The 21,593-nt window shown below is 43.1% G+C and carries 17 protein-coding genes and 2 pseudogenes; 13 read left to right on the top strand and 6 right to left on the bottom strand.

The genetic code is table 11. The annotated features are described in order from the left end of the window. Positions 1-2: 2 nt before the first annotated feature. Together IM473_RS03775 and IM473_RS03770 are read right to left on the bottom strand one after the other, a co-directional pair. Entirely contained in the window at positions 3-641 is a 639-nt protein-coding gene (locus IM473_RS03775; RefSeq protein WP_287657373.1) for a histidine phosphatase family protein, read from the bottom strand. A 677-nt stretch (positions 642-1,318) separates the two neighbouring features. Next, positions 1,319-2,434, bottom strand: coding sequence for a DUF4760 domain-containing protein (locus tag IM473_RS03770; RefSeq protein ID WP_287657372.1), 1,116 nt, complete (start codon positions 2,432-2,434; stop codon positions 1,319-1,321). Positions 2,435-3,020: 586 nt separating this feature from the next. Here IM473_RS03770 and ndk point away from each other — a divergent pair. The 6 genes from ndk (at position 3,021) to IM473_RS03740 (ending at position 11,729) form a co-directional block, all read left to right on the top strand. Continuing rightward, on the top strand, positions 3,021-3,470 hold the full coding sequence (gene ndk, locus IM473_RS03765) for a nucleoside-diphosphate kinase (protein ID WP_002800982.1): 450 nt from the start codon (positions 3,021-3,023) through the stop codon (positions 3,468-3,470). 614 nt (positions 3,471-4,084) lie between these two features. Next, positions 4,085-4,987 carry an RluA family pseudouridine synthase gene (locus IM473_RS03760; protein WP_287657371.1) on the top strand — a complete coding sequence of 301 codons (903 nt, stop codon included), beginning with the start codon at positions 4,085-4,087 and terminating at the stop codon, positions 4,985-4,987. A 203-nt stretch (positions 4,988-5,190) separates the two neighbouring features. Further along, on the top strand, positions 5,191-7,353 hold the full coding sequence (gene dnaK, locus IM473_RS03755; RefSeq protein WP_287657370.1) for a molecular chaperone DnaK: 2,163 nt from the start codon (positions 5,191-5,193) through the stop codon (positions 7,351-7,353). A gap of 194 nt (positions 7,354-7,547) precedes the next feature. Beyond that, positions 7,548-8,423, top strand: a complete 876-nt coding sequence (locus IM473_RS03750) for a J domain-containing protein (protein ID WP_287657369.1) — start codon at positions 7,548-7,550, stop codon at positions 8,421-8,423. A gap of 392 nt (positions 8,424-8,815) precedes the next feature. Next, positions 8,816-9,958 carry a quinone-dependent dihydroorotate dehydrogenase gene (locus tag IM473_RS03745; RefSeq protein WP_287657367.1) on the top strand — a complete coding sequence of 381 codons (1,143 nt, stop codon included), beginning with the start codon at positions 8,816-8,818 and terminating at the stop codon, positions 9,956-9,958. 181 nt (positions 9,959-10,139) lie between these two features. After that, on the top strand, positions 10,140-11,729 hold the full coding sequence (locus IM473_RS03740; protein WP_287657366.1) for a DUF3352 domain-containing protein: 1,590 nt from the start codon (positions 10,140-10,142) through the stop codon (positions 11,727-11,729). Here IM473_RS03740 and IM473_RS03735 read toward each other — a convergent pair. Together IM473_RS03735 and IM473_RS03730 are read right to left on the bottom strand one after the other, a co-directional pair. Continuing rightward, entirely contained in the window at positions 11,703-12,950 is a 1,248-nt protein-coding gene (locus tag IM473_RS03735; protein ID WP_287657364.1) for a bifunctional folylpolyglutamate synthase/dihydrofolate synthase, read from the bottom strand. The genes IM473_RS03740 and IM473_RS03735 overlap by 27 nt on opposite strands. 358 nt (positions 12,951-13,308) lie before the next feature. After that, positions 13,309-14,034 carry a 2-phosphosulfolactate phosphatase family protein gene (locus IM473_RS03730; RefSeq protein WP_016514541.1) on the bottom strand — a complete coding sequence of 242 codons (726 nt, stop codon included), beginning with the start codon at positions 14,032-14,034 and terminating at the stop codon, positions 13,309-13,311. A gap of 369 nt (positions 14,035-14,403) precedes the next feature. On the opposite strand from IM473_RS03730, the pseudogene IM473_RS03725 reads away from it, so the two are divergent. The 7 genes and pseudogenes from IM473_RS03725 to recA form a co-directional block, all read left to right on the top strand. After that, positions 14,404-14,568: pseudogene (locus tag IM473_RS03725) on the top strand (element excision factor XisH family protein); the annotation flags it as partial. Continuing rightward, a complete protein-coding gene (locus tag IM473_RS03720) occupies positions 14,556-14,891 on the top strand; it encodes a XisI protein (RefSeq protein ID WP_286824724.1) in 336 nt (111 codons plus the stop codon). The pseudogene IM473_RS03725 and the gene IM473_RS03720, both read left to right, overlap by 13 nt. A gap of 573 nt (positions 14,892-15,464) precedes the next feature. Next, positions 15,465-15,701: a calcium-binding protein gene (locus tag IM473_RS03715; RefSeq protein ID WP_287657361.1), complete on the top strand. Its 237-nt coding sequence runs from the start codon at positions 15,465-15,467 to the stop codon at positions 15,699-15,701. 12 nt (positions 15,702-15,713) lie between these two features. Further along, positions 15,714-15,773 (top strand): annotated as a pseudogene (locus IM473_RS22660) (hypothetical protein); the annotation flags it as partial. A gap of 6 nt (positions 15,774-15,779) precedes the next feature. Beyond that, positions 15,780-16,640 carry a calcium-binding protein gene (locus tag IM473_RS03710; RefSeq protein WP_407069680.1) on the top strand — a complete coding sequence of 287 codons (861 nt, stop codon included), beginning with the start codon at positions 15,780-15,782 and terminating at the stop codon, positions 16,638-16,640. 753 nt (positions 16,641-17,393) lie between these two features. Beyond that, the gene (locus IM473_RS03700; RefSeq protein WP_287657360.1) at positions 17,394-18,347 is read left to right on the top strand and encodes an aldo/keto reductase; all 954 of its coding nucleotides are present in this window, start codon (positions 17,394-17,396) and stop codon (positions 18,345-18,347) included. Positions 18,348-18,474: 127 nt separating this feature from the next. Beyond that, entirely contained in the window at positions 18,475-19,542 is a 1,068-nt protein-coding gene (gene recA, locus IM473_RS03695) for a recombinase RecA (RefSeq protein WP_002800964.1), read from the top strand. Between the two features lie 23 nt (positions 19,543-19,565). Here recA and IM473_RS03690 read toward each other — a convergent pair whose 3' ends face one another. Both IM473_RS03690 and IM473_RS03685 read right to left on the bottom strand, forming a co-directional pair. After that, positions 19,566-20,162: a hypothetical protein gene (locus tag IM473_RS03690; RefSeq protein WP_287657358.1), complete on the bottom strand. Its 597-nt coding sequence runs from the start codon at positions 20,160-20,162 to the stop codon at positions 19,566-19,568. A 43-nt stretch (positions 20,163-20,205) separates the two neighbouring features. Then, positions 20,206-21,075: a bile acid:sodium symporter family protein gene (locus tag IM473_RS03685; RefSeq protein ID WP_287657356.1), complete on the bottom strand. Its 870-nt coding sequence runs from the start codon at positions 21,073-21,075 to the stop codon at positions 20,206-20,208. Between the last annotated feature and the right edge of the window lie 518 nt (positions 21,076-21,593).

Below are 21,593 nucleotides of genomic sequence, written 5' to 3'. Positions count from 1 at the left end.
GGTTAGGTTCCCGCTCGCGAGCGCAGGTCATTGCGGAGGTGAGAGCGATCGCCTATAACTTGAAAGAGGGGACCGTGTTCGGCTAATTCGACGATCGTCACCGAGGCCACGGGCATGGCAATTCGATCGCGATAACGGCCGATATCAATGCCTAAAAGAGAACATAACACGATTCGGATCGTTGCTTTATGGGAAACGATCAAAATATGGCCATCATCGTGATTATGGTCGATTTCCTCTAACACTTCCGAACTGCGGCGAGCGATATCGATGCCTTTTTCGCCTCCTGTGGGAGAATTCCAGCCCGGATCTGCTAACCAGCGCACATAATCATCATGAAACTCCCGATTAACCTCGGCTGCGGTTTTTCCCTCCCATTGGCCGTAGGCAATCTCTTTTAATCCTTCCCGTTTGTGGATGGGAATACCCAAGAGTTCGCTTAAAGGGGTGGCTGTGGCCATGGTACGTTTGAGGGGACTGGAATAGATCCCTGTCCAAGGCACATCTCGATAGGCAAGGGCGAAATCCTTGGCCATTTCATAGCCTGCTGGGGTTAGTTGCAAGTCTAATCGACCGCAAAAACTACCCGCTTGACTGGCTGTGGTTTCGCCATGACGCAAAAAGTAAAGTTTTAGACTCATTTTTTCGGTGCCTCTTAATATTTGTGACTCTCTCCCACTTATACTGATAAGCAGAAGTTATTAAAAGAGGGCGAAGGCAATTCGCCGCGACAATCATCCTTTTTACCTTTTGTTTCTCGGTAATTCTCTAAATTACCACTATATTTGGGACACCTCGAATAAAAGATTTTGTTAAGAAAGTGTTGGTCGGGGAAATCTCCTTTATATACAGTGGTGAAGAGGGAATAATTTTAAATAACTAATACTAAATCCCTCTTTGCCACGGTATCAGTCGGTTCAAGTCCTGTAACTTGTCTTGGTTCTCTTCTGTCCCTGACTGGCGTTTTTTGACTCTCCCCTGTCTTTTTACCATTTTCGTCGGCTCCTAAGGACTCTCCCCTCTAGTCAAAGGTTTTTTTGCTCCCTATGTCTCTGGTTTTTATAAAATCTTTCGATTTTTCGAGATGCCCAACATTTAGACTAAGGCTAATTATAATACATGGGTAGCAGAGGCTAAGTCTGGGTACTCGCGGTGCGGGGCGGTACTATAGCGCCTTTTTTGCCCTATTTAGAAATCTTTGTCAAGGACAATTTAGACCAAATTAGATGAGCTTACCCAGCACTCATAAATAATAACTATATGATTGCTGTACTGAGAGCCTTTTGTCAAGCCTAATTGAGAGGCTCTTACCCTATCCCTACTGCCCTGTTCCGTTATTCATTAAATTGTTCAGATGTTCACTCATCGCTGTATTTGCCTCGCTCTTTTCGTCTGACAAATATTTTAAAAATTTAGTACAAACCCGATGATATTTTTGTTGGTATAAATCTCTAAAAGCTTCTAATAAAATACTTTTGTCAGCCAAATTATTACGTAATAAAATGTATATTTTCTCCCAGAAATTACAGATTATTCTCATGTCAAACTCGATCTGAGGTTTGTATGTGATTAGAACTGAAATGGCATTTTTGCCAGTGTTTATTTGATGAACGAAATCCGAAGTTTTTCTTCTAGGAGTTTGTAATTCGGTAGAGTCCCATTTGTTTATATATTCTAATGCCTTTTCAATTTTCGCTGTTTTGATTGATTCTTGTGTTGCTTCAACAGATTTTAATGAAGCATAAAATCCTCCCATAATACCCAAAAAAACTGGCAAGATTAAGCCTAAATATTCAAAAAAATTGTCAAAAAATATCAAAACCCCACCCACACTAGCTAGACATAGTAAAACAAATAAAATGATCATAGATGGTATTTGATTTTGTATAAAACAATCTTGTTGGTTCATCCATGTAAAATAGAAAACTAAAAGAAAAAGTAGCCCTGCTCCTTCCAATATTAATCCTACCCTTAATTTACAATTACTTTCTTGCGTTTTCTTGGCATGATTTTTAATAGCTAAGTCAATTATGTTGGTTAGCTCATTATTTTGCTGTATTTTACTGTTGCTGCCGCCCGTATCAAATCTTGGTAATATATCTTTCCATTTCACAGAATTGTTTTCCACCACGGCTACTTTATCCCTCTCATTTAGCGTGATAAGAATATAAGGAATCCCCAGAGTTTTATCTTGAGAATTGAAGATAAAAACATCAGTCCTTAAAGAGCCATTTTCAGCAATCTTTTCAAGCCTTTTCCCAATTATTTCTGCTCGCCCCTTATCCGACACACAGAATACTGGTTGATCTCCTAGCTTGACAAGCTCTAGATTGTCAGGGCAAGAGTTATCCAAAGAATAAGTTAATGGCTGGACTAGAACAATCAAAAATACTGATAAGACCAAAATTATAAAGATGTACCACCGCTTTTTCATAAACTCCTCCGAAATGTTGAAAATCCTGCTCTGTGGAAGATTATTAACCACTATTCGCTGCTCGATTTTTATTAAAAAGGCTTCGGTGAGACAATCTTAGCCGTAACCGTCGCCACCGCGTACTGTTCTCTAAGAACAGCGATCACCACCTCAACCCGTAAATACTCCACCCCCACCGCCGCCCCCGACAAACTTGCCGTCTGATCTTGGTGGGGAAAAGCGGACGCAGTGCTTTTTCATCTACAGAATCTTCTATCGAGAAACCATGCCAAAAGGATCTGATTATTTGCCTCTTATTCACCTATCCTTACTCTATCTCGGATAATCTCAACGAATGAGGCTGTTTTCATAAAATTTAATGATTAGCCGACAATGAATCGCCGATAGCTGATAGCAGGCGTTGGGTTTCATGCTTCAAACCAACCTACGTTCATCTTATATTTAATTCCACCCACCCACTTAACTGCTGTAAATCCGACAGCAAGCTGACTCAGCAATTTAAGCGAAAATTCTGCCATTCTCTAGGATGCCATTCTGGGTTAATCTGGGTTTTGTGACAATTTATGGCTAAATTTTAAGAGGCAGTATGGAACGCACTTTCTTAATGATTAAACCCGACGGTGTGCAACGCAATCTGGTGGGGGAAATTATTCAACGCTTTGAAGCTAAAGGTTTTACGTTGGTTGGGTTGAAAATGATGCAGGTTTCTAGTGAATTAGCGGAAAAACACTACGCTGTTCATAAAGAAAGACCCTTTTTCCGTTCTTTGGTCGATTTTATTACCTCCTCCCCCGTAGTGGCTATGGTTTGGCAAGGAGAAGGAGTAATTGCCTCCGCTAGAAAAATTATTGGCGCCACTAATCCCCTCAATGCCGAACCTGGTACGATTCGCGGTGATTTTGGCATTAGTGTCGGACGCAATCTTATCCATGGTTCCGATGGTCCAGATACCGCCAAAGATGAAGTTAGTCTCTGGTTTAGCGATGCAGAATTGGCTAATTGGACTCCCGCCATCACTCCCTGGGTGGTAGAGTAAATCCCCACTGGAAGCCCTTAGGGGGCAGGGGCGGTCGGCGGTCGGCAGGGGGCAGGAGGCAGAAGATTATTTTTATTGATTCTCCCCACACCCCACTTCCCCACCTCCCCAATTCATAATTCATAATTCCCACTCCCCCACTCTGCAACAACTCATCCTACATACTTTGTGCTTTTTGTCAAAAAAACTTTTTTTTTGCAATAAAACTACACAAAAAAAAGATCATCGTTGTGGGTGAAATTGACTGATTTACCTGTCTTAATTAGGATCACCTTGTCGGTGTGGCAAGGGTTTCAACGATTGCTGTCCAAAAAAGCACAGAGTATCCCATTATGAAATTCAGTAAAATCGCTGTAACCATTGTAACATCGTTGTTAAATAAAAATCTTTCTCAATTAATTTTTAAGAATTTGTAAATATTGCGGAATGTTAATTTAAATATTCTCAAGTTTTTGGAGTCAATAAATAATTTTTGCTTATCTTTGTCGAACATTGGGTGAGAAGGCAGGAGGCAGCTTTTTTCTCCCTGCTCCCTGCTCCCTGCTCCCTGCTCCCTTCTCCCTTCTTCCTTCTTCCCAATTCATAATTCATAATTCATAATTCATAATTCCCCAATGGCCAATCAAGGTTGGATTTATCGAGATAAAATTAGCAGAAATCAGGCAGGATTAAGCCTATTAGCCTACTATGCGGGCAAATATCCCCATTCTAGCCCAGAAGAATGGCTCGATCGCATTTTATCAGCAGCAATTCTAGTCAACGGTCGTCCCGCTTGCCCCGATACAGTCTTAGAAATCGGGCAGCAATTGACCTATCAGCGCCCGCCTTGGACAGAACCGGATGTACCGCTCTTTTTTGAGGTACTCTACGAGGATGCCGAGGTGTTAGTGGTGGCGAAACCTTCGGGATTACCCGTGTTAGCGGGGGGTGGATTTCTCGAACATACTCTTATCCATCTGGTACATCAGCATTATGCCGAGGTCACTCCCTATCCAATTCATCGTCTTGGTCGCGGCACTTCGGGGATAGTCTTAATGGCGAAATCAAAGCCCGCTAGAGCTAAATTGAGTCAACAGATGCGAGAGGGGAAAATTACCAAAATATATCGAGCTTTAGTTGGTCAGGGCGACATACCAGATAATTTTACTATTAATCAAGCGATCGGGAAAATCGCCCATCCCATTTTAGGCTACGTTTACGGTGCGCTCACAGATGGGTTATCGGCCCGCAGCGATGGTCGAGTCTTAAAAAAACATCCCGATAGTACCCTATTAGAAGTACAAATTTTTACGGGCAGACCCCATCAAATTCGCATTCATCTGGCCTTTTTTGGCTATCCCTTAATCGGTGATCCCTTGTATGGTCTGGGGGGATTACCGCAACCGGATGCAGTGCCGGGAGATTGTGGTTATTATCTCCATGCCCATCAAATCGTTTTTAATCATCCCAGTACAGGGGAAAGAATCTCTATTTGTTGTCCAGCGCCGCCGGAATTAAGGGAAAATCTGGAAATCTAGCCATATTTTCACCCCCCCAAGCCCGATCGCCAGCGATCACTAAAAGACCACTTCGGTAATCACACCCTCAATCGCCCCGAACTGAGAGCGAGAACCTAAGACAATTCGATACAATATTGTCAACAAGCATTAAGCGATTTAAACTATCGATCGAAGGTAAAAGTCCCGAAGTTATCGAAATCTAGGGGGAGACAAAAACAAGCATGGGTAGAGTAGTAGGCATTGATCTAGGGACAACTAACTCCGTCGTCGCCGTGATGGAAGGCGGAAAGCCAGTGGTCATCGCCAACTCGGAGGGCATGAGAACCACTCCTTCTGTGGTCGGTTTTAATAAAGATGGGGAGTTAGTGGTCGGTCAAATGGCCCGGCGACAAGGGGTACTTAATCCCCAAAACACCTACTATGCAATCAAACGCTACATAGGTCGTCGCTACTCGGAATTAAACCCCGAATCGAAGCGCGTCCCCTACACCATCCGCCGGGATGAGATGGGCAATATCAAAATTAAATGCCCCCGTCTGCAAAAAGAATTCGCCCCCGAAGAAATTTCCGCCCTAGTTTTACGCCGATTAGCCGAAGAAGCCGGCCGTTATCTAGGGGAAGAAGTCACCGGGGCTGTAATCACTGTCCCCGCCTATTTTAACGACTCCCAACGTCAAGCCACCCGGGATGCGGGCCGAATTGCGGGGTTAGAAGTGATGCGGATTCTCAACGAACCCACCGCCGCCGCCCTTGCCTACGGTCTCGATGAAGAAGAAAGCAAGAAAATCCTCGTTTTTGACCTGGGGGGCGGTACTTTTGATGTTTCTATCCTGGAAGTGGGTGACGGCGTTTTTGAGGTGAAGGCCACCAGTGGCGACACCCAATTAGGCGGTAATGATTTCGATAAAAGAATCGTCGATTGGTTAGCCAATCAATTTTTGGAACAGGAAGGCGTGGAGCTGCGCCAAGACCGGCAAGCACTACAAAGACTGACAGAAGCGGCAGAAAAAGCCAAAATTGAACTGTCTGGGGTCAGCGTCACCGATATTAATCTACCCTTTATCATCGCCACGGAAGACGGACCCAAACACATCGAAACTCGCCTGAGTCGGGCCCAATTTGAGGAGTTATGTGGCGATTTAATCAGTCGTCTCCGTCGTCCTCTCAAACGCGCCCTTTCTGATGCTGGTTTGTCCCCCGTCCAACTAGATGAAGTGGTACTGGTGGGCGGCGGCACGCGGATGCCGGTGGTTAAGGATTTGGTGCGGAGTTTTATCGATAGGGAACCCAATCAAAATGTTAACCCTGATGAGGTTGTAGCGGTCGGAGCGGCTATTCAAGCGGGAATTTTGGGCGGCGAGGTCAAAGACGTGCTGCTCCTCGATGTGACCCCTTTATCCTTGGGTTTAGAAACCATCGGCGGTGTGATGAAAAAGTTAATCCCCCGCAATACCACTATTCCCGTCCGCAGAGCTGACCTTTTTTCCACTTCCGAAAATAATCAAACTGTGGTGGAAATCCACGTTTTGCAGGGGGAAAGGGAAATGGCCAGCGATAATAAATCCCTGGGACGTTTTAAATTAACCGGTATTCCCCCCGCACCCCGGGGTATTCCCCAAGTGCAGGTGTCCCTCGATATCGATGCTAACGGGATTCTACAAGTCACCGCTAGGGATAAAATGACCGGACGGGAGCAAAGTGTCACCATTCAAGGCGCTTCTACCCTCAGCGAAGGGGAAATTAACCGCATGATCGGTGATGCTGCCCGATTTGCCGAAGCAGATCGTACCCGTCGCGAAAAGGTCGATAAACGCAATCGCGCCCGCTCTCTGGTGGATCAAGCTCAACGACGCTTAAAAGATGTTACTCTCGATTTTGGTAATGAGTTCACCCGTTCTTATCGTCGTCAAATTGAGTCTTTGAGTACTGAAATTATCGACGCTTTGGAGAAAAATGATGACCGCCGCATCGATCGCGCCCAGGCGGATCTACAGGATGTTATCTATGAATTAAATCGCGAGGTACGGCTACAATACGACGAGGAAGACGAGGGCTTTTTTAGCGCTATTCGCAAGACTTTTACCGGGGATAAGGAAGATGATCTTCCCTCCGAACCGCGCCGCGATCGTTATCGTCAGGATTATCGTCCCAGTACTCCGGGTTATCAAAGCGATTATCGACCCAATTATTCGGCTAATCAAGATAGTTATCGCCCCCGCGATCGGGACAATTACGACAATGGCCGCGATAGCGATTGGCAAAGTCCCCCCCGTTCGGAGGAAAAAAGTTATAACAATAGTAAAAGTAGCCGCAGCGGCGGCAATCGTTCCCGCAATATTCCCCCCCAAAATAACTGGGATGATGACGATGATGATTGGTTTTAATCAGTGATCAGTAAACAGTGATCAGTAAACAGTAATCAGTAAACAGTAATCAGTAAAAAAACAGTGGGAAACTACTATTTAATACTGCTCGCTTAATACATACTGCTCACTTAGAACTCAAATCTGATCACTGATAACTGATAACTGATAACTGATAACCGATAACTGATAACTGATAACTGATAACTGAATATATGCCACAATTAGTTAATTATTATGATCTTTTAGGAGTATCTCGCACGGCCACCAGTGACGAGATAAAAAAGGCTTTTCGACGACTGGCTCGCCAATATCATCCTGATGTTAATCCGGGGGATAAATCGGCCGAAGAAAAGTTTAAAGATATTAATGAAGCTTACGATGTTCTTTCCGATGAAGAAAAACGAGTTGAGTATAATCGTTCCTTGACGGGTAATAAGCGTCTTGGGATACGTCCGTGGGAAAAAGCCAATAGTAACGGTAATGGAAAAATGCCCCGTACAGAACAGGATTTATGGAAGTTTAGAGATTTTAATAACCTTAATACTAAGCGCGCTAAAATGGCCTTCTCTCCCCGTTTAACTCGTCGAGATGTGGAGGCGAAATTGACTTTACCTTTGGAGAAAGCCTATCAAGGTGGCAGACAAAGAATTCGTCTGGAAGATGGCCGATCAATCGAGGTTGATATGCCGGCAGCCATGATCGATGGGCAGAAAATTCGTCTCAAAGGTCAGGGGATTGAAGGGGGTGATTTATATTTAAAAATAACTATCGCTAGGCATCCTTTTTTTAGGATTCAAGGTTCTGATATTGTCTGTCAAGTGCCGATTACTCCTAGCGAGGCAATTGTGGGCGGTTTTGTGGAAATTCCTACCATTGACGGTTTAGTTAAAATGATGATTCCTAAGGGGGTTAGAAGCGGTCAAAGATTACGTTTGGCTAATAAAGGTTATCCCACTTCCCAAGGCGAAAGGGGTGATCAATTAGTGGAAATTCTCTTAGTTAATCCTCCCAATCCTAGCCCTGAAGAATTAGAACTTTATCAAAAAATACGGGCGATTGAAACTTTTAATCCTCGCCAAGGTTTATAGTTTTGAGGAGTATAAACTGGGGAAAGTAAGGTAAATTTAGTTAATAAAAACTTGATCACTTTAGTTATTAAATACTTAGTAATTACCTAACCCCTAAACCCTACCACCTACCCCCTAATTCTTGTCTTCTTGAGCTAAGACGCATTTAAACCGCTTATTCTTAGATTGGCGGCATCTCCCCCAATCCCTTTACTGTTGCCTCTTGCCTCTTGCCCCGTCTCAACAAGCAATTTAAATACTTATGTAGCTGGTTATAATTAAATTAAAAATGGATTTTGCCTTTAATCCCCCCTTGATCAGGGGGGTGCCGACAGGCGGGGGGATCCCCCCTTAATCCCCCCTTAATAAGGGGGGCATCTGAAAGTTTTCAATACCTACCTACTGAACAGCTTATGATAAATATAATTGATACAATTAAACCTTTTTATCCTCTAGCTTTCAAGGCTATTCGGGGCAATTTAGAAGGAACACAAAAACAATTATTAAATACTCTCCAAAAAATCGATCGCTCGCGAGGGGGATTTTGGGGACAATGGTTAATCTCACAATTATCAGAATCCCTCAGTTTTAGCGATTCTCGCCTATCGCAAAGCCTCTGGGGGTTAAATTTCCCCAATCCCGTCGGATTGGCGGCAGGATTCGATAAAGACGGTTTAGGGGCAGGACTTTGGCATAATTTCGGCTTTGGTTTTGCCGAGGTGGGTGCTGTCACCCTAGAAGGGCAACCGGGCAACCCAAAACCGAGATTATTTCGTTTACCAGAAGATTTGGCGGGATTAAACCGTATGGGGGCAAATAACCTCGGAGCGCCGGTTCTAGCGGCAACTCTCCAGCAATCTTGGCAACGACAACCCCGACAGATTCCCATCGGCATTAACCTCTGTAAATCGAAAAATACGCCCCTAGAAAAGGCCCCGGAGGACTATTTCGGCAGTTTTCGCTATTTATTCCCCCATGCTGATTATTTTGTCGTTAATGTTAGTTCTCCCAATACTCCCGGTTTGCGTTCCCTGCAAAGTGGGGAACAACTCGATAAAATCCTCGACATTTTACAAACAGAAAATCAAGGCAGAAAACCCCTATTAGTGAAAATTTCTCCCGATTTAGAATGGGAAGATATCATAACGATTGTTGAGTTAGCTTTCTCCTATCAATTAGCTGGAATTGTCGCTACTAATACCACCACTAAACGCACGGGATTAAAAACTACAATTCTGCCTGAAACTGGTAAACCAATCACTGAAGAAGCAGGGGGAATTAGTGGGCAACCTTTGCGGGAACGTTCCACAGAAGTGATCCGTTTTATCTATCAGCAAACCCAAGGCAATTTACCAATAATTGGAGTGGGAGGCATTTTTTCTCTCGATGATGCTTGGGAAAAAATTACCGCCGGTGCGAGTTTATTACAGATTTATACCGGTTGGTTATATCGAGGACCATGGCTAGTATCAAATATTTTACAAGGATTAACAGAAAAACTAGAGGTCAATGGGTTGACTAACATTAATCAAGCGGTGGGGTTGAAATCTGACTAAGGATGAGCCAATTTTCTCTGGTAATTAGCAATAATTTCGGAAAAATTAGCTGAAATGTTGTCTGTCACCTTTGGGGATAAGATAAGATAATTAGGATAACTACAATAGGACTAATCTAGAGACTACAACCGCAGACAAATCGATCGCCAAGTATGGAACTTTTTAACCAAACCACAATTCTATGTCAAAAAAATCATTTTTACCCGGTTGTTTAGTCGTCCTAGGACTAACAGCAGTAACCGCAGGAGGTGTCTATCTTTATCTACGAGGACAGCTACCTTGGCAAAGATTCACCCCCTTGCAATCGGCAAAAGTTATCCCAGAAACTGCCTTTGCTAGTAGTTTTGTCTCCACGGATGCAAAAGCTTGGTCAGTGTTAGCTAAATATGGTACACCAGAATCGCGAACTGCGGTTAGTCAAGGACTAGAAGAGTTACAAAAAAATATCTTCACCGATAAGATTGATTATCAACGGGATATCGAACCTTGGATCGGTAGTATTAGCTTTGCTTTCCTTCCCGCAGCTACCCCCGGACAATCGGAATTATTAACGGTTATCGGGATCAAAGATAAAATTAAAGCGTCGGAATTCCAGAAAAAACTAGGACAACAAGTTAATCGCAAAACTAGCACCAGTGACTACAAAGGTATTACAATTACTGCTATAGATTGGCAGGATAACACCACCATTTATACTGCTGTTACTGGCGATTTTTTGTTGATATCCTACGATAAAAAGGTGTTAGAAGCATCGATCGATACCTACCAAGGACAGCCATCTTTTAGCAGTAAACCGGAAGTGAGAAAACTGCTTTCCCAATCCCTCAACCTACCCAATACCCTAGCAACAATTTATATTGATGATTATGCCAAAATCTTGGGACCAGATGCTAATTTATCCCCCCAAAGTCGGCAAGAATTAGCAAAAATTCAGGATATTGTCGCAGGAGTGGGTGTCACCGATACGGGATTACAGTTACAAATGGTGGCTAAACTTGCCCCTGAAACTATTTCTAACCTACCTTCCCCTAGCAGAAATCAAGTTTTAAATTATTTACCCGGAGATACCATCGCACTCTGGAGCGGTAATAATCTTAAACAGGGATGGGAAGAAGCAGAAAAACAGTCCCAAACTAACCCAGAATTACAAGCTTTTCTGCGTCAGATCCGTGAGAATTTTCAGATGGCAACCCTTGACGCGGATAAAGAAGTTTTCAACTGGATGGATCGAGAATTTGCCTTCGGAATTATCCCCAACCAGCAAGCAGTGGGAGGGTTAGGTTTTGGGGGAATGATGATCTGGCAAACCGGCGATCATAAAGCGGCCAAAACTACCCTCGATAAGTTAAATCAATTGGTGAAAACTGTTCCCTTTATCACCATAGAAAACAGTAAAATTTCTGGTGAAGATGTGACTGAATGGAAAGCGGAAGAACAAGCGATTTTAACCTATGCTTGGTCTAATAATGATACCTTAAAAATGACCGTCGGAATTCCCTATCAACCGCAACCGAATCAACCGATTAGCAAAAGTGAAAATTTCCAAGCATCGATCGCAAATTTGCCTAAAAATAATCTCGGTTATTTCTTCATCGATGTGGAGCAAATTATCGCTAAAGCAGGGGGAATTAATAATCTTCCTGCCGGGGAATTAACCCCAGAAGCAAAGGCCTTTTTAGAATCGGTACGCGGCATCGGAATTACTGCCACTATGCCTGATAAAACCACCAGTAAAATTGATGTTTTATTTTCCCTGAAACAAACTCCCTAAAAAGTAACCAACTAGATAAAGCGATCCACAGAGAATTATCCGACTATCGACCGATTCTTGGATGGCTTTTTTTAGTCCTAAAAATACATCGGAACAAGTCTCTAGGTGAGATAATTCTGGACAAATTGAAGCCGCTAATTCCGCTAAGGTTTCAGGATTGGCACTGCTATGATCTTGGACAGGAACTAAATATAAACTATCGCCTTTTCTTAATAAAGCTTGGAATATTTCTCGATGATCTTTAGTCGATAAAATACCCATCACCCAGATAATTTTTGGAGCCTTTAAACTATCTACATACTGCCTTAAACCAATAGCAGCAGCGGGATTATGAGCGCCATCTATTAAAATTTCTCGCTGACACCAATTAACGGTTTGTAAACGTCCTAACCAGCGAGTTTTTGCCATTCCTTCTTGCACGACTTCATCGCTAATTTGCCAACCTTGCTGACGCAAAATATTAACAACAGCGATCGCTATAGCCGAATTAGTTAATTGAAAATCTCCCGCTAAGGATAAAGGATATTCCAACCCTTGATATTTAGCCCGATTATCAGCAATTTTTTCGGCAGCTTCTACCCATACCGTCGGACAATTTAACAGCTTGATTCTCTCCCTAACTACTCCCTGCGCTGATTCCGGTAATTGTCCGATAACTGCGGGACAATTCGCTTTTAATATCCCCGCTTTCTCCCCGGCAATATCGGCAACCGTGGGACCTAAATTTTGCCAATGTTCCCGACTAATAGAAGTGATGACAGTAACTAAAGGTTGAGCGCAAACATTAGTCGCATCTAATCTTCCTCCTAAACCCACTTCCATCACGGCAATATCCACCTTTTCCCGGGCAAAATACAGCCAAGCAGCGGCAGTAATTACCTCAAATTGAGTAGGACTTTCCTGCTGGGGATCGATAAGCGATTGTAGATCTTTAAGCAGGTTTTCTAAAGTTGCGGTTTCAATATTTTCGCCATTAATAGAGATTCTTTCTGTCCAATCAATTAAATGGGGAGAAATATAACGTCCGACTTTATAACCAGCGGTGCTGAGAATAGAGGATAGATAGGCACAAACTGAACCTTTGCCATTAGTTCCCGTGACATGAATAATCGGAATTTTATCTTGGGGATTGCCTAAAATCTCCAGCAGATTTTTTATTCTTTCTAAACCGAGATTGACACCAAAACGCTGAAAAGGTTGCAGTAAAGAATCGATAGTCATGAGACCTCTTGCAAAAATCAAAAATCTTCCGTTAGGTGAGGAGTCAGTAGTCAGTAGTCAGGAGTCAGGAGAATTAAGAATGAACATTAATCAATTAAATGCTCTATTTAGAGATTTTATGCAATTTTATGCCTATTTTTATCATTTTTGAACTGTCAACAATTAATTATGCAAGAATTCTATGATCAGCAAACTAGAAATAATACTAAATCCAGTTATTAAAAACTGATTATTTATTCTCCGTTTTGCATGAGTGCATGAGTAGAAAACGGGTTTCTCGGAGAAACCCGTTTTCTGTGCGTTACTCAGGAGCATCAATCCTACCCGCACGGATGACCCTTTCTGTGGGTAGTAATGTCTAAAGTTTGACTAAAATGCTCGGTTCTTTTTGGATCGGTAAAACATCAAGAGAGTCAATATTAGCGCAGTATTTTAAATCTTCTTGACAGTGGAGACGCAAGAGGCGCTGACCGTGACTACAACTGTGGAACATTCCTAAAAGATCATTTTGCCATTGACGATAAAGAGCGATCGAGGCAATCACCTCATCATTCCCGATCGCCATTTGCCCCGATTGTTCTTGTAGCGCATCGGCGATCGCTCCAGCACAGGCCGTATCTTCCAGAGAATAACCCCCTTCCCAACCAGAGCCAACAATCCAGACGGTGTCGGGCTGCCTATCCAATAAGTAATTAACGGCAGCTTGCCGATTAATCATAGCGGCAGTAATCACGATCGGGGATTCTTCCACCCTTTGCAGAGCGCGGGTGCCGTTAGTGGTGCTGATAAACAGACGACGACCTTTCATTAAATCAGGGGTACAATCGAGGGGAGAATTGCCCAGATCGCAGCCTTCCACTTTCGCTCCGCCTCTTTCTCCTGCCCGGAGACGTTTTTCTGGTTGCCAGGTATCGCTCACCTGCATCAGGGTTTTCAGATCGCTGAAGGTTTGCACTGCTTCCGCACCGGCATTAAGGGCAGTGGCAATCGTGGTTGTCGCTCTTAAAACATCGATAACGACGGCGCAATCGGGTAGAGTATGGACGGGGGTAAGTTCGGGAGTATGATAAATGAAAACCTGCACGATTTATACCAAGTAAAAAGTAAAAGGGAAATAAGCTCAACATACCGCCGCTCGGCGTCGCGCTGGCAGAAGAAAGACAAGGCCGATTTTATCACGATGGATGTCAGCTAGTTAAGCTGTTCGTCATTCAAATTGCTGGTGGAGATCAGGCAAGGGGGGGGCTAATCTAAGAATAAGCGGTTTAAATACGTCTTAGCTTATCACTTGAAATGCCCACGCGGATCACAAAATTGGCCAATTGTCAATAGGGTTTGAGCTGCTCTCACCCTGTCGCTCGTCATGACTAAATGTTATAATTAATAATTATTATGCCTGCTAACTTCAAAATTCATGTCTGCTAAAGATCGTTTTCATGGTGCAGTGAGAAAAGGAGAAGAAAAAGAACCTAAAAGACAGTTATATTTAGCTGTTCCTTTAGATATTTATTATAGTTTTTTTGAATTGCGATTTATTCAAACTGTCGTTAAACGATTTCAAATTTACCTGCTTATTTATGATCCGATTGGGGAGGTAATTGTCGCATGGAAAAATTAGAACAATATCGTCACTATGTCAAGCAAGTCATTACTGAATATTCTCAGCTAGGTTCATCTAAAGATCCGATTGAACAACAATTGATTTTTGATACAGTTGGCGATCACTATCAATTAATGTATGTTGGCTGGAAAAATAGACGAAGATATCATGGTTGTGTTTTGCATCTCGATATTAAAAAGGGTAAAATCTGGATACAACATGATGGCACTGAGGTAGGAATTGCCAATGAATTAGTTAATTTAGGCGTTCCTAAAGAAGATATTGTTTTAGCCTTTCATGAACCCCTAGTCAGAGAATATACAGGGTTTGCGGTGGGTTAATCTTAATCCGAGAAAAGCGCCAAATTCGCCTAACCTAATCATAGCTTGACCGACAAACAAGATCGGCAAGAGATTTCCATTTTTTTACCTTGCTGATCTCTGCATTTCTTTGTTAACAAAACTTAACAATTAGGGGCGAAATTTTGCTTGCTTTTGTCGGCAGATTTTGAGATAATATTTTTAAAAGATTTTATTCATAATGGGAATCTATGCGTTTTTAAAAATTTTGCACAGATTCCCATTATAAGAAAAGTATAGCGCAAGTCGCCAGCAAAGTCAAGTCCTTTCCCATTTATCTCCCAGGGTAAGCGCATCTAAAACGCTATACGGTTGCGAACTCGACCTATTTGGTCGATTGTTGTTTAACGATTGAGATGGCCAATTCTCCTCAAATATGCCTGAATCACCCTCTGGGCAAGCAAATTACATAAAGTTCATTTTGTCAAGGATTATTAAGATGCACTTATATTTATGGAATGTTTCCATCAGTAAATACTTAGTAACAAAATGTTGCGTTTTGTTACTAGGCTGTTACAATTTCCTCATCAATATTTCATAACATTGTTTTCATCCATGCCTCAAATCTACTTTGACTTTGCTAACCTTAACCTTTTCACGGCACCCGGGACACCTGCGGATAGCTGGCAAATTTTTGGACTGAATGGCAATGACAGTCTCACGGGTGGCTCTCTCGCAGACACGATTTACGGTGGCGATGACAACGACAGCCTCTACGGGTTAGGCGGTGACGATGTCCTCAATGGTGGTACCGGCGATGACTTCTTCGACGGCGGTAGTGGCAATGACTAGGCTTTCGGGGACATTGGCAATGACATTCTTTTTGGCGGTTCAGGGAATGATTTTTTTGATGGTGGTGCGGGGGCCGATGTGGCCAATTACAGCAGTTTTGCCAGTAGTATTACCCTACGACCGACTGGAACTATTCTCAAAGGAAGTGGCGGCACAGATCAACTGTTCCAAGTGGAAACTATCATTGCCAACGCCGGAGTTAGTAACAATACAATTGATGCTTCTACTGCAGCATCTCCCGCGTCTATTAATGTCAATTTAGGCTCATCGACTAACAATTTGCAGGTAGTGGGGGGTCCCGTATTAACTTTTACGGTGACCAATTTTGATAATGTTATTGGCACTAATCAAAATGACTCGATTACTGGCGATAACCAAGCTAACCAACTCTCGGGTAACGGCGGCAGTGACACGATTAATGGCGAAATCGGTAATGATACCTTGAATGGCGGACTCGGTAATGATAGTTTGAATGGCGGTTCAAACGATGATTTTTTGAGCGGCGTTAATAGTGCGAGTGTGTCACCTGGAACTAACGAAATTGATACTTTGACGGGTGCCAGTGGGGTAGATCGTTTTATTTTAGGGGATTCATCTAAGGCCTATTACCTAACTAGCTCCCCGGCTCCCTTTGGTGTCAATGATTACGCTCGTATTACGGATTTTCAGGCGGGAGTTGATAAGTTGCAGCTCAGGAGTGGAATCAACTATTTGTTCTCTTCGGCTCCCCCCATCCCCACAATTCCTGGCAGTAATTTCTTCGTTTACCGTGATAATGCCACTGTCGGTTCTCTAAGTTCTGCTGACGATTTAGTGGCCGCTATGACAGTAACAGGTACTTTTAATTCTGCTATCGATGTAATTTTTGTGGCACCGATATTTCCACCGATAACGATTACACCGGAACCGATTACGATTACACCGATTCCGATTGCTTGATTATGTTTGCTAGGAATTACCGTCTTATCTGACTCCCAAAAGTCCGTGTCAGCAACTGCACATTGTCGATAAACGACCAGTAAACTTCCCCATTCCACTGGGGTACTTTCAAAGGTCTGTGTAGGTGAGACTTGACGCTCCTATCCCAGTCAAGCGGGGTATTATTGGTTCAACAAGTCTCTTGAAACTAAATCCTGGCAATGTTTAGCTTAAGCACAATTATTTGTAGGGTGAGTTAGCGCACTTCGTAACATGAGCGGGGGTTGGGTTTCATGCTTCAACCCAACCTACGTTCTGTCAGGTTACTGCCAACCGACGGCAATTGTTGAAACCACGGAAGTTAGCACTAACAATTAGTCAAAGCGCAAAATTCGCCTAACCTAATCATAGGTTAAGCGACAAACAAGATCAGCAAGAGACTTCGATTTTTTGACCTTGCTGATCTCTGTATTTCTTTGTTAACAAAACTTAACAATTATCGGCAAAATTTTGCTTGCTTTTGTCGGCAGATTTTGAGATAATGTTTTTAAAAGATTTTATTCATAATGGGAATCTATGCGTTTTTAAAAATTTTGCACAGATTCCCATTATTAAGAAAAGCATAGCGCAAGTCGCCGGCAAAGTCAAGTCCTTTCCCATTACTTATGGGTGCGAATTTCCAGGAATCAAAAAAGGGGGTTAGTGGGGAGTCAGACCAAATATAGGTTACACTTCATCTTTAAATGAGAAACGCTGTCATTCTTTGTAGGGAATATGACTAGACAAACCGCTAATCTCGGACAAACAGGAATTTCCGTCAGTGCTTTGGGAATCGGGACTTGGGCATGGGGAGATAAACTATTCTGGAACTATGGCAAGGAATACGGAGCTAGTCAGGTAGAGGAGGCCTTTAAAGCGGCAGTAGAGGCAGGAATCACCTTTTTTGACACAGCCGAAGTCTATGGACTGGGGGAATCGGAACGACTCTTAGGAAAATTTACGCAAGAGACTGATATTCCCATCGATATTGCCAGCAAATTTGCCCCCGTACCGTGGCGATTGGGGGCGAATGCGGTTCATAATGCCATTAACGAGAGCTTAAACCGTCTAAAAACCGATAAAATGGCTCTTTATCAAGTACATTGGCCCTTCACCTTCCTAATTAGCCAAGAAACCCTAATGAATGCCCTAGGGGAAGAAGTAAAAAGCGGCCGGATTGGTTCCGTGGGTGTAAGTAATTATTCCGCCGAGCAAATGCGTCAAGCAAGCCAGATTTTGGCGAAAAAAGAGGTTCCCTTAGCGGTCAATCAGGTGCAGTATTCGCTTTTGTATCGCAAAATAGAAACTAAGGGAATTTTAGCCACGGCCAAGGAATTAGGTGTCACCATCCTCGCCTACAGCCCTCTCGCTCAAGGACTACTGACGGGTAAATATAGCCCAGAAAGCCAGAATTTGCCCGATGGAGCCAGAAAAGTTGACTCGCGGTTCAAAAAAGAAGGTTTGGAGAAAATAGCCCCAATTTTAAGGGTACTGCAAGAATTGGGCGAAAAATACCAAAAAACCCCCGCACAAGTCGCCCTCAATTGGTTAATCGCCCAAAGGGATGTAATTCCCATTCCGGGGGCAAAAACTGCGGCCCAAGCGAGGGAAAATGCCGGGGCGTTAGGATGGAGTTTAGAAGCGCAAGAGGTGACGCAATTAGAACAGATGAGCCGGCCTTGGCTGTAAAAATCAAAACTTTTGATTTTTGATCACCATTCTGGAAAAAGTCTCTAACTTTTTGGTGATCAAGATTAAAACAGGCTACAATCTTTGCATACTGCTGTACTACTTAAGAAAACTGGGGAGAAAATTAATGGCGACAATGACAAGTAATCCCGATCGAGATAAGGCCTTAGGTTTAGTCTTAAATCAAATCGAGCGCAACTTTGGCAAAGGTTCGATTATGCGTTTGGGAGACGCGACCCGGATGCGGGTAGAAACCGTGCCTAGTGGTGCTTTAACCCTAGATATGGCGTTGGGTGGCGGTTTACCAAAAGGCCGCATCGTCGAAATTTACGGGCCGGAAAGTTCTGGAAAAACCACTTTAGCCCTCCATGCGATCGCAGAAGTGCAGAAAGCTGGGGGAGTGGCGGCCTTTGTCGATGCGGAACACGCTTTAGATCCCACCTATTCGGAAGATTTAGGGGTAGATATCAATAATTTACTGGTGGCACAACCGGATACGGGGGAGGCTGCCTTAGAAATAGTTGACCAGTTAGTGCGTTCTTCGGCCGTGGATATCGTCGTCATCGACTCGGTGGCCGCTTTAGTGCCGAGGGCGGAAATTGAAGGGGAAATGGGGGATAATCAGGTGGGTTTGCAGGCCCGTTTGATGAGTAAAGCCCTGCGAAAAATTGCCGGTAATATTGGTAAATCCGGTTGTGTGGTGATTTTCCTCAACCAACTGCGGCAAAAAATCGGTGTCACCTACGGCAATCCTGAAGTGACCACCGGAGGAACGGCCTTAAAATTTTATGCCTCGGTGCGTTTAGATATCCGTCGCATTCAAACTTTGAAAAAAGGCACGGAAGGGGAATACGGAATTCGGGCTAAAGTTAAGGTGGCTAAAAATAAAGTCGCGCCTCCTTTCCGGATTGCTGAATTTGATATTATCTTCGGTAAAGGCATTTCCCAGGTGGGTTGTATGCTCGATATCGCCGAACAAACTAACGTAGTTACTCGTAAAGGGGCATGGTATAGCTATAATGGCGAAAATATTGCCCAGGGTCGCGATAATGCCGTTAAATATCTCGAAGAAAGGCCAGAAGTAGCGGCAGAAATTGAGAAGTTATTGCGGGATAAATTAGACATGGGTTCGGTTCCTTTACCCACGGAACCGGCCGATGAGGACGAGGAGGACGATCTGGAACCAGAAATCTAAAAGAAGACGGTTTTAAGTCTTGGTTATCCCCCTATTTTGGGGGATTTTTTAGCTTCAGAATCGATAGATTTAGCGGCTTCTAACCATGATTGTAAACCTTTTTTAGTCGGTGTTCCTTTAGGGGTAAAAGTCCATAGATCTCGTTTATGTTGGGGGCCGTAGCTGATATGAATTGGGCGATTAATTCCGTAAAAATAGAGAGAATCAAAGGGTAATTTTTGGGTTAAAATCCAATCTATTAGGCGATCGCTAGTTAAATCGATAATCCGAAAATCACAGGCTGCCCCCAATCGCTGACAATAATATTGACCTTTTTGATTAATTTCGTGAGCGCAATGTTGATCACGACTGGGATCGATTCTACCGTTTTTTAAGCCAGTGATTGGGTCTTTTTTTTGGAGAAATTTTCTCAGATCATTGGAACAAAATCCATAGGTTAATTGAAATTTTTCTCGACCAAAATTATCAATAATTGGATCGATAATAAAGTGAGCGAGATTTTGCCAAGCGGTTATCGTTGCGGGATTTTTTGGGTAGGGATCGATTTGTGATGCGTACTTTTGATAGGTTTGGGAACAGGTAGATAATTCTTCTAGGGTTAAATATTTACCAATTAACATAATCAGTTATCAGTTTTTAGCTAGATCCTATCACCCCATTTAGCTATTTTACCAAAGCTGCTTTTTTGCGACCATAATAAACAGCTATAAAAGCACTGACATACATCCATAAACTATAGACAATTGCGGGAATGGCTAGATCGGGATTCTTTAATAAACCGGCAGTGATAGCAATAGCTAAAGTGCCGCTTTGAATACCCACTTCGATGGCGATACAAATTCTTTGGGGAATAGTTAATTGAAATAAACGACCACTGAAAAAACCAATTAGGGAAGCAATCGTATTTAAAATGATCACTGCGATGCCAGTTTGAGCGATAAATAAAGGTAAACGTTGCCATTCTCTCAGGATTAATAAGAAGATAATAACCGCTAGAAAAATCACGGCTAAACGATTAGTTATCGGTTCGAGACTTGTCGCCAGTAAAGGAAAGTAATGGCGGATAGTCATACCCATAACCAGGGGTAAAACTATAATCAAAAATATCTGCGCCATAGTGGAACCAATGGGTAGGGAGATGGCGGCACTTTCTCCCATAAAATGCTGGAGAGTGAAACTAGCTAAAAAAGGTATTGTGAAAATGGTGATGATGCTGCTAAAAGCGGTTAAAGTAACAGAAAGAGCCACATCTCCCTTAGCTAAATAGGTTAAAACATTGGAGGAAGGACCGCCGGGGCAAATGGCGACAATCATTAAACCGACGGCAATTTCTGGCCGGAGAGGCAAAAGAGAAACAATAATAAAGCCGATGATCGGTAGAATAATAATTTGATTGACTAAACCGATCAGGACTGCTTTGGGATAACGGGTGATACGCTGAAAATCGGCGAGAATTAATCCTAATCCCATGCCTAACATTAAAACGCCTAGGGCAACGGGTAAGAGGATATTAGTAAAAAAGTTGGCTTGCATGGGATAAAAGCCGAGAAGATGCGCTTATTTTCCCATAAATTGACTAATTTATTCTTGTCCCTGGTTCCCGATTTTGCCGACTAAAAAACCCCCGGTGTGCAGGGGAGGTTAAATTGCAGGAGAAATCCAACCTTGGCGATTTTAGTCCAGTTCCCCTTGCCGATCCGGGATGATATTCTAGTCATACTTCAGTTGCTTGGTGGCAACCATGGGATCACAGCTAGGGAACTGCTGATGCGACTGCCACTTTTGACATCAGCAATGCCTAGGGAATTTTGCCGCAGGACTTCCATCAAGAATAACGAGGGAAAATTTTCCTTCTAAATCCCACAATCCTTGAATTCCCTACCGTTGATAAATTGCTAGGGTGACCAAGGTGGTAGATTTTTGGTGAACGATAGGTGAGTTTTTGCAGAGTTTTCCCTTCTCGATCGAGGGGCAGTTTTCTGTCATCTAAGTTGTGTGTAAACATAGCAACCCTCCAGATCTCTACAGTTCTATTGTACCTTTATTTCTGG

The organism is Microcystis sp. M015S2, assembly GCF_020245945.1.
Taxonomy (GTDB): domain Bacteria; phylum Cyanobacteriota; class Cyanobacteriia; order Cyanobacteriales; family Microcystaceae; genus Microcystis.
Note: the sequence above shows the minus strand (reverse complement) of the source record. Positions and strands in the feature narration are given on the sequence as shown.